Origin of the sequence: Dactylosporangium sp. CA-152071, assembly GCF_050936335.1 — a bacterium.
GTDB classification, from domain to species: Bacteria; Actinomycetota; Actinomycetes; order Mycobacteriales; family Micromonosporaceae; genus Dactylosporangium; species Dactylosporangium maewongense.
This window is the reverse complement of the sequence record NZ_JBNJMZ010000001.1, coordinates 2,737,726-2,750,406: the sequence shown is the minus strand read 5'-3', so window position 1 is coordinate 2,750,406 and position 12,681 is coordinate 2,737,726. Positions and strand designations below refer to the sequence as shown.

Annotated in this window: 10 protein-coding genes and 1 pseudogene; 7 read left to right on the top strand and 4 right to left on the bottom strand. The window is 74.2% G+C overall.

Annotation, left to right across the window (positions count from 1 at the left end; translation table 11 throughout):
- On the top strand, positions 1-3,459 hold the full coding sequence (locus ACQEVZ_RS12205; RefSeq protein ID WP_433365449.1) for an ATP-binding cassette domain-containing protein: 3,459 nt from the start codon (positions 1-3) through the stop codon (positions 3,457-3,459).
- A gap of 66 nt (positions 3,460-3,525) precedes the next feature.
- On the opposite strand, the gene ACQEVZ_RS12200 is transcribed toward ACQEVZ_RS12205, so the two are convergent.
- On the bottom strand, positions 3,526-4,464 hold the full coding sequence (locus ACQEVZ_RS12200; RefSeq protein ID WP_433365446.1) for a hypothetical protein: 939 nt from the start codon (positions 4,462-4,464) through the stop codon (positions 3,526-3,528).
- A 111-nt stretch (positions 4,465-4,575) separates the two neighbouring features.
- Between ACQEVZ_RS12200 and ACQEVZ_RS12195 the strand changes: the two genes are divergently transcribed.
- The 3 genes and pseudogenes from ACQEVZ_RS12195 to ACQEVZ_RS12185 form a co-directional block, all read left to right on the top strand.
- The gene (locus tag ACQEVZ_RS12195) at positions 4,576-4,914 is read left to right on the top strand and encodes a MerR family transcriptional regulator (RefSeq protein ID WP_344504232.1); all 339 of its coding nucleotides are present in this window, start codon (positions 4,576-4,578) and stop codon (positions 4,912-4,914) included.
- A gap of 3 nt (positions 4,915-4,917) precedes the next feature.
- A complete protein-coding gene (gene trxA / locus ACQEVZ_RS12190; protein ID WP_354904753.1) occupies positions 4,918-5,232 on the top strand; it encodes a thioredoxin in 315 nt (104 codons plus the stop codon).
- A 59-nt stretch (positions 5,233-5,291) separates the two neighbouring features.
- A pseudogene (locus ACQEVZ_RS12185) lies at positions 5,292-7,388 on the top strand (putative bifunctional diguanylate cyclase/phosphodiesterase); the annotation flags it as partial.
- Positions 7,389-7,493: 105 nt separating this feature from the next.
- Here ACQEVZ_RS12185 and ACQEVZ_RS12180 read toward each other — a convergent pair.
- Complete coding sequence (locus ACQEVZ_RS12180) at positions 7,494-8,372, bottom strand: NADP-dependent oxidoreductase (RefSeq protein WP_433365441.1); 879 nt, start codon at positions 8,370-8,372, stop codon at positions 7,494-7,496.
- 106 nt (positions 8,373-8,478) lie between these two features.
- On the opposite strand from ACQEVZ_RS12180, the gene ACQEVZ_RS12175 reads away from it, so the two are divergent.
- From ACQEVZ_RS12175 to ACQEVZ_RS12165, 3 genes are all read left to right on the top strand, one after another.
- Positions 8,479-8,871, top strand: a complete 393-nt coding sequence (locus tag ACQEVZ_RS12175) for a winged helix-turn-helix transcriptional regulator (protein WP_433365438.1) — start codon at positions 8,479-8,481, stop codon at positions 8,869-8,871.
- A 56-nt stretch (positions 8,872-8,927) separates the two neighbouring features.
- Entirely contained in the window at positions 8,928-10,553 is a 1,626-nt protein-coding gene (locus tag ACQEVZ_RS12170) for a diguanylate cyclase (protein WP_433365435.1), read from the top strand.
- A 63-nt stretch (positions 10,554-10,616) separates the two neighbouring features.
- Positions 10,617-11,714, top strand: a complete 1,098-nt coding sequence (locus ACQEVZ_RS12165; RefSeq protein ID WP_433365432.1) for a hypothetical protein — start codon at positions 10,617-10,619, stop codon at positions 11,712-11,714.
- Here the strand turns inward: ACQEVZ_RS12165 and ACQEVZ_RS12160 are convergent.
- A complete protein-coding gene (locus ACQEVZ_RS12160) occupies positions 11,711-12,358 on the bottom strand; it encodes a class I SAM-dependent methyltransferase (protein WP_433365429.1) in 648 nt (215 codons plus the stop codon). The genes ACQEVZ_RS12165 and ACQEVZ_RS12160 overlap by 4 nt on opposite strands.
- 45 nt (positions 12,359-12,403) lie before the next feature.
- Positions 12,404-12,670, bottom strand: coding sequence for an acylphosphatase (locus tag ACQEVZ_RS12155; RefSeq protein ID WP_344504242.1), 267 nt, complete (start codon positions 12,668-12,670; stop codon positions 12,404-12,406).
- Between the last annotated feature and the right edge of the window lie 11 nt (positions 12,671-12,681).

The following is a 12,681-nucleotide window of genomic DNA, read 5'->3' as shown; positions in this document are numbered from 1 at the left end:
ATGCGCCTGCTCCGTGACCTCTGGGCCACGTCGCCGCGCCGCACCGGTTTCGTGGTGTTCCTGGTCGTCCTCGGCGCCGCCGGTCAGGCCCTCGCCGCCGGCGTCGCCGGATCGGTCCTGATCCATCGATCATGGACCATGTTCGTGGTCCTCGCGGTGGCGCTCTTCGCCGCCGTGGCCACCGACCTCCTCGTCGGGCTCATCATGGCCAGGGTCACCGCCGACTGGTCCGCCGACGTGCGCCGGAGGCTGTGCCGGGTCGCGTTCGGCCAGGACCTGCCGACCCTGGAGACCACGCCGGTCGGCGAGCTGCTCGACCGCATCGACGGCGACGTCTACCAGGTCGGCTCCGAGCTGCGCGGCAGCGGCGTGCGGATCGCCCAGTCGATCGCGTTCGGCGTGCTGTCGATCGGCACCACCATGTACGTCTGGTGGCCCGCCGGCGTCGGCATGATCGTGCTCGTCGCCGGCCTCACCGCCGTGCTGCGCAAGCCGACGTCGAAGATCGGCACCGCCCGCATGGGCGAGGAGGAGGCCTGGTCCGACCTCGCCGCCTTGATGGAGGAGTCCATCCACGGCCAGGACGACGTGCGCACCAGCCTCGCCCGTCCCTATGTCCTGCGCCTGTACGCCCGGCGCGCCAGCGTCGTGCTCGAGCGCGGCCGCCAGGTCTGGACCCGCTCCGGCGCGGTCACGGCCGTCGCCGCCGGGACCGTCCGGGCCGGCATCGCGGTCATCGTCGTCGCCGGGCTGTGGGCAATGACCTCCGGCCACATCGACGGCGCTCGCCTCACCGCCGTGTGGCTGCTCGCCCTCGGCTTCGGCGCGACCGTCGAGCACACCAGCCGGATGGTGCCGGAGCTGCAGTACGCGCTGGGCGCCTGGGGCCGGGTGCTCCTGCTGCGCGACTCGCGGCAGGAGCCGCTCGGGGGTGCCGCGCCCGCGCCCGGCGACCTCGTCGTGCGGGACCTGACCTTCCGGTACGGGGCGGACACCACGGCGCGGGCCGCGCTGCGCGACGTCAGCCTCACGTTCGCGCGGGGGCGTTCGTACGCCCTCATCGGCCGGACCGGATCGGGCAAGTCGACCCTGGCGAAGGTGCTGACCCGCGCCGTCGACCTGCCCCGCGGCACCGTCTTCCTCGGCGGCACCGACCTGCTCGACCTCGACATCGAGGCGCTGCGCCGCTGGATCGCCGTCGTGCCGCAGCGCACCGAGATCCTCGCCGGCACCCTCGCGGAGAACATCGCCCTCTTCGACCCCGCGCTGCTTCCCCGGGCCGCCTCCGCGCTGGAGGAGCTCGGTCTCACGTCGTGGGTCGCCGAGCTGCCGGACGGGATCGACACGAAGCTCGGCGAGGGCGGCCACGCGCTGTCCGCCGGGCAGGAGCAGCTCGTCGCGTTCGCCCGCATCGTCGTGCGCGACCCGCAGGTCGTCATCCTCGACGAGGCCACCGCGCGGCTCGACCCGGTCACCGAGGCGCAGGTCCAGCGGGCCACCGACCGGCTGCTCGTCGGGCGCATCGGCATCATCGTCGCGCACCGGCTGTCCTCCGTACGCCGCTGCGACGAGGTCGTGGTCCTCGCCGACGGCGCCGTCGTGGAGGCCGGCCCCATGTCGTCCTCGACCCGGTTCGCCTCGCTGCTGGCTTCTTCTGAGGTCCGTGTCACCGTGCCCGCGTCTTCCTCGTCGGTCGCGGTGCTCGATGCGCCGCCGCCGTTGGAAGGTTCGCTGGTCTCCGCCGTCACGGACAAAACGGACCCGCCGCCGCTGCCGAAGCTGCCGCGCGCCCGCACGCTGTGGAACATCTACAAGCTCGCCACCAACGACGCCCGGTTCGGCCTGGTCTCCGTCGCCATGTTCTCCCTCATGGTGTTCCTCGGCCTCGACGGCTCGGTGCTGCCGTGGCTGTGGGCCGACCTCGTCGACGGCACCGGCGACCTGCTGTGGCCCGCCGTCGGGATCGTCGCCGGCCTCCTGCTGCCGTTGCCGCTGCCGTACTACACCGGCAAGTGGTTCCCCGAGTGGTGGGTCAGGCAGCTGCTGCGCATCAGCCTGCGGCTCGTGCACGGCCAGACCGGCCCGCGCCGGGTCAGCAGCCACACGCCCGCCGAGGTCGTCGCGCAGGGCGGCGACACCGAACGCGTCGTCGTGCTCGCCGACAACCTCATCGACCAGTGGATCTGCGCCTTCGTCCTGGTCTCGATGACCCTCGTCTCGGGCTCCCTGGTGCCGGCCGCGTTCATGGCCGCCACGATCGTCGTCTCGGGCCTCACCGCCACCCTCTTCGGCCCCGTGCTGAAACGCTCGGCGACCTTCACGGTGGCGGCGCGCGCCGCGTTCGCCACCGCGCTCGTCTCGTCGCTGTCCGCCGCCCGCACGGTGAAGCTCGCCGGCGCCACCAGCCCCGTCCTGGACCACCTCGCCAAGCTCGACGAGGTCCGCAGCGCCCGGCAGCGCTGGGAGATCTCGATGCAGGTCTGGGCCCGCTCCACCCCCGCCATCGCCAGCGGCCTGCTGCCGATCGGGGCCTGGGCGCTGCTGCTCACCGGCCACCTCACGCCGGGCGCCACCCTCGTCGCCGTGTCCACGCTGGGCTCGGCCCGCTGGTTCGCGTGGACGACCGCGTCGCTGGTCTCGCAGCTGCCCTCCGCCCGCGTCTGGACCCGCCGCACCGTCGCGATGACCGGCGAGGGGGAGTATGCGGCGCAGGTCCCCGGCGTCGACCTGTCGCTGGGCACCGCACCCGCCCCGGTCGCGCCGCCGCGCCGCCCGCTGCGCCGCCTCGACCTCGACGGCTTCACCGCCGTCCACGAGGACGGCACCGTCGCCGTGCGCGACCTCGACCTCACCGTCTCCCGCGGCGAGCTCGTCCTCGTCGTGGGCCCCGTCGGCTCCGGCAAGTCCTCGCTCCTGCGCGCCCTGGCCGGCATCGTCCACCACACCGGCGCCCTGCGCTGGAACGGTGAGCCCGTCACCGAACCCGAGATGTTCCTGCGCCCCAACCAGATCGGCTACGTCGCCCAGCTCCCGCGCGTGCTGTCCGGCACCGTCGCCGACAACATCAGCCTCGGCCACGAGGTCGACCCCGACGACGCCGTCTCCACCGCCCAGCTCACCCACGACCTCGCCGCCGCCGGCGCCGGCCTGGGCCTGCTCATCGGCCACAAGGGCACCCGCCTGTCCGGCGGCCAGCTCCAGCGCCTCGCCCTCGCCCGCGCCCTGGCCCCCCGCACCGAGCTCCTCATCGCCGACGACGTGTCCTCCGCCCTCGACGTCACGACGGAGCTCGCCCTCTGGCGCGCTCTGCGCGCCCACGGCGTCACCGTGATCGGCTCCACCTCCAAGCGCGCCGCCCTCACCCAGGCCGACCGCGTCGTCGTCCTCCTCGACGGCACCGCCGCCGCCCAGGGCACCTGGCACGACCTGGAACCCCGCTGGGGCCACCTGGCCGGCTGAGCCTTCGGGTCCCTTCATGATCATGTAGCGGATCCGGTCGTGATGGCGACCGGATCCGCTACATGATCATGGACGGTGCGGGAGGGGTGGGTGGGTGCGGATGCGGGGCTGGTGGCCGGCGGCGAGACGGGTCAGGTAGGCACGCTCGACCGACCGCACGAATGCCGCCGGCGACTCCCGGATCTGCCGCGGCGAGAAGTGCAGCACCAGGGCGCCCGCCTCGGTCAGCCGCCGGTGCCGGCGCATGGTCCGCTCCCAGTCCTGCGGGGACAGGTGGTACTCGCGGGAGTCGACCTCCACGGCCAGGTCGGCCTCGGCGATCCAGCCGTCCGGAGTGGGCAGCTCGCCGCCGCCGGGCGTCGTGAGCCGGGGGTTCCACAGCGATCGGGGCAGCACCCGGGATCTGGCCAGGTGCGCCCGCGCGTCGCCCTCGGCGACCGACCTGATCCCGGCGACCATCTCGTCGACCGCCCGGCGCAGCAGCGCGGTCCCGGCGCGCGGTGCGGCAGCCAGCTCGCGGACCAGGTCCTCGACCGTGCACCGCCCGTCCTGCACCGCCTCGGCAACCATCGCCCGCACCTGCCGGGGGTCGCCGCACCGGCGGGCCGCCTCGGCGACCGAGCGCTCCGGTGACGTCACCCGCAACGGGCCGATGCGACGCGTGAACGGGTCCGGCCGGTGGGTGTGCTGGACCAGGACGAACCCCACCGACGGTGTGTTGCGGGTGGGTGGCACGAGCACCTGCAGCATCGGGTCCCTCGGCACGTTGCGGAATCCGTGCGCGGTGAGCGCGGCGGCCCCGGTGAGCAGGGCATCCGGGCCACCGTGCAGCAGGGCGGCGATGCACCGCTGCCGGTGGTCGAGCTCGCCGCTGAACACCGCGAACACGTTCGGCAGCACCCGCTGCCAGCGGCCGGTGTGCAGGCGCCAACGCAGCTGCGATCTGGTCACGCCGGCGGCGGTGAGCTGTGAACGGGCGATGAGGCCGTGCTGAGTGTCCCCCATGAGGCCCGACAGTGCCGCAGCTTCCGCCGGACCGGAAGCGGCGGGCAAGAGCTGTGGACAACGCGAAAGCGGCTGGCGTTGACGCTGGTGGCAAGGTTTACGGTTGGCGGCATGCGGATCGGTGAGCTGGCGGAGCAGGCCGGGACGAGTGCGCGGGCGCTGCGGTACTACGAGCAGCAGGGGTTGCTCAGCGCCAGGCGGACGTCGAACGGGTACCGGGAGTACGACGAGGAGGACCTGCGGCTGGTGCGGGAGATCCGTGCCCTGCTGGAGATCGGGTTCAACCTCGAGGACACCCGGCCGTTCGTGGAGTGCATCCGCGAGGGGCACAGCTCGGGGGCGGAGTGCCCCGGGTCGGTCGAGGTGCTCACCCGCCGGCTCGCCGAGATCGACGACTACATCGTGCGGCTGCGGCGGATCCGGGCCACGATCGTGAAGGAGCTGGGCTGAGTCATGCAGGACATCACGGATGCCACGTTCGCCGAGGAGGTGCTCGGCAGCGAGCTGCCGGTGCTGGTGGACTTCTGGGCGGAATGGTGCCCGCCGTGCCACCGGTTGTCGCCGGTGCTGGAGGAGCTGGCCAAGGAGTACGAGGGCCGGGCGAGGATCGTGAAGATCGATTCGGATGCGAACCCTGAGACGGTGCGGGCATACGGGGTGCTGTCGATGCCGACGCTCAGCCTGTTCCGCAACGGGGAGCTGGTGTCGCAGGTGGTCGGGGCGCGGCCCAAGTCACAGCTGCGGGCGCAGCTCGACACCGTGAGCTGAAGCACCCTCAACCAGGCGGCGAACCCGCCGAGATAGCACAGGTGCGGGCGGAGCTGTGGATGTGGTGGACGGTCGCCGGCGTGCTGGCGACCGTCGGCTACTTCCTGCTCCCCACCGGGTCGCTCGCCGCCGGCCTGGTCTACGACGGGCTCGGCGCCGCCGCCGCGACGGTGCTGCTCGCCGTGGCCCCGAGGCAGGCCGCGAAGGAACGGCCCGCGTGGTGGCTGTTCGCGGCCGGAATGCTGCTGTGGTCGAGCGGTGACGCCGTCTACACCTACTACGCGCACGTGCTGCACCAGGACCCGTTCCCGTCGATGGCGGACGCGCTCTACCTGGCCGCGTACCCCCTGCTCGCCTCCGGCGTGTTCGTGCTGGTCCGGCAGCGGGCCGGCCGCAGCCGCGCGGCGGTCCTGGACGCCTCGATCGTGGCGACGGGCGCGGGGCTGGTGCTGTGGACGTTCCTCATGCAGCCGATCGCGCACGACGGCACCGCGATCGGCACACGGGTGGTGGCGCTCGCGTACCCGGCGTCCGACGCGCTGCTGCTGGCCATGCTCGCCAGGCTGTTCGTCTCCGGCGCCGTGCGCGACGCCGGGATCGGCCTGCTCGCCACGTCGCTCGCCCTGCTGAACTGCGCCGACGTCATGTACTCGATCGTCACGTCGTACACCTCCTATGGCGGCGGGCTGTTCGACGCCGGCTGGATGCTGTCCTACGTGCTGTGGGCGGCCGCCGGGCTGCACCCGTCGTCGAGAGCGCCCCGGGCGAAGGCACGGGAGGCGCGGGCGACGGTCGGGTGGGTGCGCCTGCTGACCCTGGCCAGCTCGTCGCTGCTGGCCCCGGGCGTGCTCCTGGTCCAGGGCGTCACCCGGCCGCACGACATCGACTGGCTGCCGGTCGGCGCCTGCGCCGTCGTGTTGTTCCTGCTGGTGGGTGTACGCATGGCGGGGCTGGTCCGGCAGGTGCACCGGCTCGCCATGCTCGACGACCTGACCGGCCTGGCCAACCGGCGGGAGCTGGAGGCGCGCATCCGGGCGGCGCTCGACACCCCCGCGACGGTTGCGCTGATCGACCTCGACGACTTCAAGGGCATCAACGACCGGCTCGGCCACGGCGTCGGCGACCGGCTCCTCATCGCCGTCGCCGAGCGGCTGCGGTCGGTGGCCCGCCCGGGCGACACCGTGGCGAGGCTCGGCGGCGACGAGTTCGCGCTGCTGCTGCCCGGCGGCGACGTGGCCGCCTACGCCGAGGCCCTGGAGCGGCCGTTCCAGGCGGGTTCGCACCGGCTGCTGGTGCGCGCCAGCGTCGGCGTCGCGGACTGCCTGGGCACCGGCGAGGAGTTCGAGCCGCTGCGCCGTGCCGACGTCGCCATGTACGCGGCGAAGAAGACCGGCGGGCGGGTGCTGCGCTACGACACGGCCCTCGACCGGCAGGCGTCGGAGCACGCCGAGCTCGGCGCCGAGCTGCGCACCGCCCTCGACGAGTCGCAGTTCTTCATGGCGTACCAGCCGATCGTCGCCCTCCCGTCGGGGGAGACCGTCTCGGTGGAGGCGCTGGTGCGCTGGCGGCACCCGCTGCGCGGGCTCGTCAGCCCGGCCGACTTCGTGCCGGTCGCCGAGCACAACGGCCTGATCGTCGAGCTCGGCGCCTGGATCCTGCGCGAGTCGTGCGCCCGGATGGCGCACTGGCGGGCCACCCTCGGCGCCGACGCGCCGCAGCGGGTGAGCGTCAACGTCTCGGCCCGGCAGCTGTCGGAGCCCGGCTTCGCCGAGTCGGTCGCCGCCGTGCTCGCCGACACCGGCCTGCCGCCGCGGCACCTGGTCGTCGAGGTGACCGAGACCGCGGTCTTCGACAGCGACACCGCCCTGGACACGCTGCGTGCGGTGCGCGCGCTCGGCGTGCGGATCGCCCTCGACGACTTCGGCACCGGGCACTCGTCGCTCGGCCTGCTGCAGACGGCGCCGGTCGACATCCTGAAGGTGGACAAGTCGTTCGTGGATCACGTCGGTACGCCCGGGCGGCAGGCCGTGATCGCGCGGGCACTCATCGACGTGAGCAACCATCTCCAGCTGACCGCGATCGCCGAGGGGGTCGAGACCGCGGCGCAGGCCGAGGAGCTGTACCGGCTGGGTTACCGCTTCGTCCAGGGGTACCTCTACGGCCGGCCCGCGCCGGACCTCGTCAGGTCGAGCGGCCAGCACCAGCTGACCGCCTGGACCACCACCATCAGGAGGCGGCCGGCACCGCCTGGACCACCGCCGTCAGGAGGCGGTCAGCACCAGCTTGCCGCGCAGGCCGCCGGCCTCCAGCCGCCGGTGCGCCTCCGCCGCCTCGTCGAGGGGCAGGGTGCCGGCGACCCGGGTGACCAGGCCCGCGCCGAGCAGCTCGGCGAGCAGCGCCCGGTCCGGGGTCACGTGCACCGTGCCGACCCGCACGCCGCGCTCGGCAGCCGGGGCGGCCGGGTCGGTGACGGCCACGTGCACGCCCCCGTCGCGGACCGCGCCGATCGCCCCCGGCACCGACGCCGCGTCCAGCACCGCGTCGAACGCCTTCGGCGGCAGCGGGTCGGTGCGCGACAGCACCGCCTTCGCGCCGAGCCCCGCGACGAACGGCTCGTCGCCGGTGGACGCGACCGCCGTCACCTCGACGCCCGCGGCCGCCGCCAGCTGCACCGCGAACCCGCCGACGCCGCCGCTCGCCCCCGTGACGAGCAGTGACTGGCCGGCGCTGAGCCCGGCGATGCGCAGCGCCTGCGCCGCCGTGACCGCGTTCAGCGGCAGCGTCGCCGCCGTGACGAGATCCGTGCCGGCGGGCACCGGCGCGAACCACGCCGGGTCCGCGAACAGCACCGAGGCCTGGGCGCCGACGGTGCCGCCCTGCTCGAACCACGGCACGAACCCGGCGACCCGCTGCCCGTCGTCGGTGACCCCGGCGAAGTCCCAGCCCAGGACGAACGGCCCGGTCAGGTCCGGCAGCAGCGCGGCCAGCCAGCCGGCCCGCGTCGCCACGTCGACCGGGTTGACCGCGGCCGCCTCGACCCGCACCCGCACCCGCCCGGCGGTGTCAGGGGCCGGCAAAGTCCGCTCCACGACCCGCAGCGCGTCGATCCCGCCGTACCGCTGCACCTCAACAACTCGCATGACGATCCCCCTCTGGTGTCGCTCTGACAGGGACCAGCCTGAATCGAGGCAGGTACTGTTGGAAACCAGGCACCTGAAAGTGCCCTAGGGACGCGAAGGGACCGTCATGACGAAGACCGCGGAGCAGCAGCGCCTCGAGGCGAAGGTCCTCTACGACGCCTACATGGCCGCCTGCCCGACCCGCGAGGTGTTCTCCACGATCGCCGACAAGTGGGCCGGCCTGCTGGTCAACGCGCTCGCCGACGGCCCGCGCCGGCACAGCGAGCTGCGGCGCCGCATCGCCGGCGCCAGCCAGAAGATGCTGACCCAGACGCTGCGCACCCTGGAGCGCGACGGCCTCGTCAAGCGCACCGTCACCGCCGCGGTCCCGGTCCGCGTCGACTACGAGCTGACCCCGCTCGGCCAGTCCCTGGCCCCGGTCCTCGGCGCCCTGAAAGCCTGGGCCGAGACCAACATCGAGCACATCATGGCCGCCCGGGACGCCTACGAGACCGTTTGAGCATCGGCGGCGTCACAAGCCCTTCAGCGGGCGGCCGCCCGGCCGATGACGCGGGCATGCCGGGACCGACGATGGACGCCGCCGCCCGCGACGCGGTGTTCGCCACTGTACTGGCGGAGCACCCCGACGCGTTCGTCAGCGCTGTCACGGTGCAGGGGCTGTTCGCGCCGCTGCCGGACGAGCTGCGCCGCAGCGGCCTGCGCCCGCTCGAGGGTCCGTCGTCCGCGCTCGGCCTCATCGTCGGCGAGGACCACCCGGCGGTCGTCGACGCGTGGCACCGGACGGTGACGGAGGGCGCCGCCGAGTGCCTGGTCCGCCCGAGGGCCGCGCCCGGCGTCGTCGCCCGCATGCTCCTGGTCGACACGACGCACCGCTTCGGCCTGTACACCTGCTGCATCACGGGACTGGAAGGGCCGCTCGGCGCGCTCGGCGCCGATCCGGTGCGGCCGCGGATGGTCACCGTGCGCAAGGACCAGACGGCGGTCATCACCGCCGCCGATCCGGGCATCGAGCGGCTGCTCGGCTGGACCGCGGAGGAGCTCGTCGGCCGCCGCGCCATCGACCTCGTCCACCCTGACGACCACCAGCGGGCCATCACCGGCTGGATGGACCTGCTCACCGTCCCGGACGGCGGCGCCCGCCGGGTCCGGCTGCGGCACCTGCACCGCGACGGCCGCGCCGTCTGGTTCGAGATCACCAACCACAGCTTCCTCGGCACGCCCGGGGACCCGCACGTCGTCGGCGAGATGCTCGACATCAGCGACGAGATGGCCGCCGAGGAGGCGCTGCGGGCCAGCGAGCAGCGGCTGCGCCGGCTCACCGAGGCGCTGCCGATGAGCATCCTGCAGATCGACGCCGACCGGGTCATCGTGTATCAGAACGCGCGGGTCGCCCGCACCGTCGGCACCGCGGAAGGCGACGTGCTCGACGGCGCCCGCCTCGCCGGCGGCGTCACCCCCGGCGACCTGCCCAAGGTCTCCGCCGCCCTCGACGCGGTCCTGCGCGACGGCGCCGACGCCGACCTCGAGTACGGCTTCCGCCACCCGGACACCGGCCTGCGCCGCGTCGACGCGAAGGTCCGCGCGCTCGCCGGCGACGACGGCCGGGTGACCGGCGCCATCATCTGCCTCACCGACGTCACCGACGCGGTCCGGATGCGCGAGGAGCTGCACCGGCAGGCGACGTACGACGCCCTCACCGGCTGCCGCAGCCGCGCCGCGACCCTCACCGCCCTCGAAGAGGCCCTGGCCCTGCCGGCGGGCGGCCGGGGTGTCGCCGTCGTCTTCGTCGACCTCAACGAGTTCAAGCAGGTCAACGACCGGCACGGGCACGCCGCCGGCGACCGCCTCCTCACCCACGTCGGCGACCTGCTGCGCGGCGCGGTCCGCGACGGCGACGTGGTCGGCCGCTTCGGCGGCGACGAGTTCGTGGTCGTCTGCCGCGACGTCGCCGGCCGGCCGCAGGCCCGCCGGATCGCCGAGGCCCTCGCCACCGCCGTCGCCGCCGACAGCGCCGCCCTGCGGTTCGACGGCATGCGGATCCTGCCGCGGGCCAGCATCGGCGTCAGCTGGGCGCGCCCCGGCACGGTCGACGCCGACGCCCTCGTCGCCCGCGCCGACGCCGCCATGTACCGCGCGAAGAAGTCCCGGGCCGGCCGCGTCGCCCTGCAGGAAGCCGCCTAGCACGGGGCCTCCTGCCGCCGCCGGGTCCTCTAGGATCGGCGGTCGACTCGGGGGAGGCGCCGCATGGATGACCTGGCACCGTCGGACACGGAGGCCACCGTCGTCACCGTGCTGACAGGAGCGGGGGTGCTGCTGGCGCTCGCGCTGCTGGCCACCCTGGCGGTGCTGCGCCGCAGGCGCCGCCCGGTCGCGCCGCCGCCGGGCCGGCCGGCGCTCGGCCTGGCGTTCCTCACGGTGATCGCGACCGTGCTGCTGTTCTTCGGCGGCCGGATCCCGTTCGTCGACGCCCACCCGGGCGACTCCGCGACCCTCTTCGAGCTGCACGGCCGGCAGGCGCCGGTGTACTGGATCGCGTACCTGATCGGCGGCGGCCTCCTCGTCGTCCTCGTCACCGCGCTGCTGAAGTCGCCGGCCACCCTGCGCTGGGTCGTGGGCCCGCCGGCGGCGCTGGTCGCGGCCCTGATGATCCTGCTGATGGCCGCGCTGCGGGTGAAGATCAGCCAGCTCGACGAGCGCCTCGCCGCGGCCCACCTGCCGGAGATCCGGCCGACCCCGGAGGCCAGCGACGGTGCCGCCGGCGCGTACGCGATGGGCGGCTGGATCCTGGGCGTCCTCGGCGTCGCGCTCCTGGCGATGGTCCTCGTGCTGCTGCTCGCCCGGCCGCACGACCTGGTGGTGCTCGTCGCGGTGACCGCCGGCGTCACGATGCTCAGCGCCCCGCACCTCGGCGCCGACTACTGGGGCCTGCGCGACGGCAGGGCCGAGCGCGTCAGCTACTCCGCGTTCGAGCTCGGCGACCGCGCCCTCGCCTGGCCCGCCGTCATCACCCTCCTGGCCGCGCTCGTCGTCGCGATCCCGTTCCTGCCGAAGTGGTTCCGCGGCGTGGCCACGTCCGCCGCGGTGCTCGCCCCCGTCTGGATCGGCCTCGCCCTCGCCTTCGCGGCCGACCTCCTGGACGGCGCCCAGCGCCTCGACGCCGACGGCTACACCGTCGCCGTCAGCCGCGGGGGCAGCGCCGGCGCGTTCCTGTACGTCGCCACGCCGGCGCTCGTCGTCCCGATCGTGGCGCTGCGCGCCTGGTCCGTCTCCCGCCGCCGCACGGCACCAACCGTGGCGGGCCCGGTCGCGCCCGCGGCCGCCCCGGTGGAACTGGCCGGCTAGCGGCGGCCGCCGCTGCCCCAGTAGAACGGGCCGGTCGCGTGGACGGTGACGGCCCAGCCGAGCTCGTCGAGCCGCCGCTCGAGGTCGGCGGGCCGGTGCGGGATCTTGAGGATCCGGTAGGGCGTCCCGTCGGTGAGCCGGCGCTGGATCACCGGGGAGTCCGCGCCCTCGATGAGCTCCTCCTCCGTGCGGTAGGCGTCGTCGACGAAGAGCACCCGCCCGTCCGGTTCGAGGCAGTCGGACACCATGGACCAGAACGGCGCGAAGCGCTCCGCGGGGACGTGGGACAGCCAGAAGCCGAAGAACACCACGTCGTAGCGGCGATCCGGCCGCCAGCTGAACAGGTCGGCCCGCTCGAAGCGCACGGGCGCCGCACCCACGCGCGCCGCGGCGATGCGGAGCATCTCGGCGGACGCGTCGACGGCGGTGAGGTCGGTGGCGTGCCGCAGCAGCTGCCGGGTCCAGGTGGCCGGGCCGCAGGCGAGCTCCAGGACCCGGCCGGTCGGCCGGAAGTCGTCGATGGCTCTGGTGAGTTCGTCGCCGCCGTCGAAGTGCAGCGCGTGGTCGTCGTACTCGGACGCGACCGCCTGGTAGAAGGCGGCCTGTTCGTCGAGCAGCGTCGTCAGCCGGTCCCCGTCACCCATCCGCCGACTATCCCGGAACCCTCCGCCGGGGCGCAACGCCGTCGGTCAGCGGATGGCGAAGACCGCCAGGCCCTCCGGGGCCTCCGCGTGGATCTCGACGCCGGAGACGGACGCCTCCGCGGGGCCCTGGCGGGTCCACGCGACCAGCCGCTCGACCGCCTCCAGGGGGCCCTCGAAGACCGCCTCGACGCGGCCGTCGTCGAGGTTGCGGACCCAGCCGCCGACGCCGGCGCCGACGGCGACCCGCCGGCACGTGTCGCGGTAGTAGACGCCCTGGACTCGTCCCGACACCAGCACCCGCCTGCGCTCCATGCTGCGACGCT

Bases quoted from the DNA above. Each gene is read 5' to 3' on its own strand.
- ACQEVZ_RS12205 (WP_433365449.1), top strand. From the start codon at position 1: ATGCGCCTGCTCCGTGACCTCTGGGCCACGTCGCCGCGCCGCACCGGT.
- ACQEVZ_RS12200 (WP_433365446.1), bottom strand. From the start codon at position 4,464: ATGGGGGACACTCAGCACGGCCTCATCGCCCGTTCACAGCTCACCGCC.
- ACQEVZ_RS12195 (WP_344504232.1), top strand. From the start codon at position 4,576: ATGCGGATCGGTGAGCTGGCGGAGCAGGCCGGGACGAGTGCGCGGGCG.
- trxA (WP_354904753.1), top strand. From the start codon at position 4,918: ATGCAGGACATCACGGATGCCACGTTCGCCGAGGAGGTGCTCGGCAGC.
- ACQEVZ_RS12180 (WP_433365441.1), bottom strand. From the start codon at position 8,372: ATGCGAGTTGTTGAGGTGCAGCGGTACGGCGGGATCGACGCGCTGCGG.
- ACQEVZ_RS12175 (WP_433365438.1), top strand. From the start codon at position 8,479: ATGACGAAGACCGCGGAGCAGCAGCGCCTCGAGGCGAAGGTCCTCTAC.
- ACQEVZ_RS12170 (WP_433365435.1), top strand. From the start codon at position 8,928: ATGCCGGGACCGACGATGGACGCCGCCGCCCGCGACGCGGTGTTCGCC.
- ACQEVZ_RS12165 (WP_433365432.1), top strand. From the start codon at position 10,617: ATGGATGACCTGGCACCGTCGGACACGGAGGCCACCGTCGTCACCGTG.
- ACQEVZ_RS12160 (WP_433365429.1), bottom strand. From the start codon at position 12,358: ATGGGTGACGGGGACCGGCTGACGACGCTGCTCGACGAACAGGCCGCC.
- ACQEVZ_RS12155 (WP_344504242.1), bottom strand. From the start codon at position 12,670: ATGGAGCGCAGGCGGGTGCTGGTGTCGGGACGAGTCCAGGGCGTCTAC.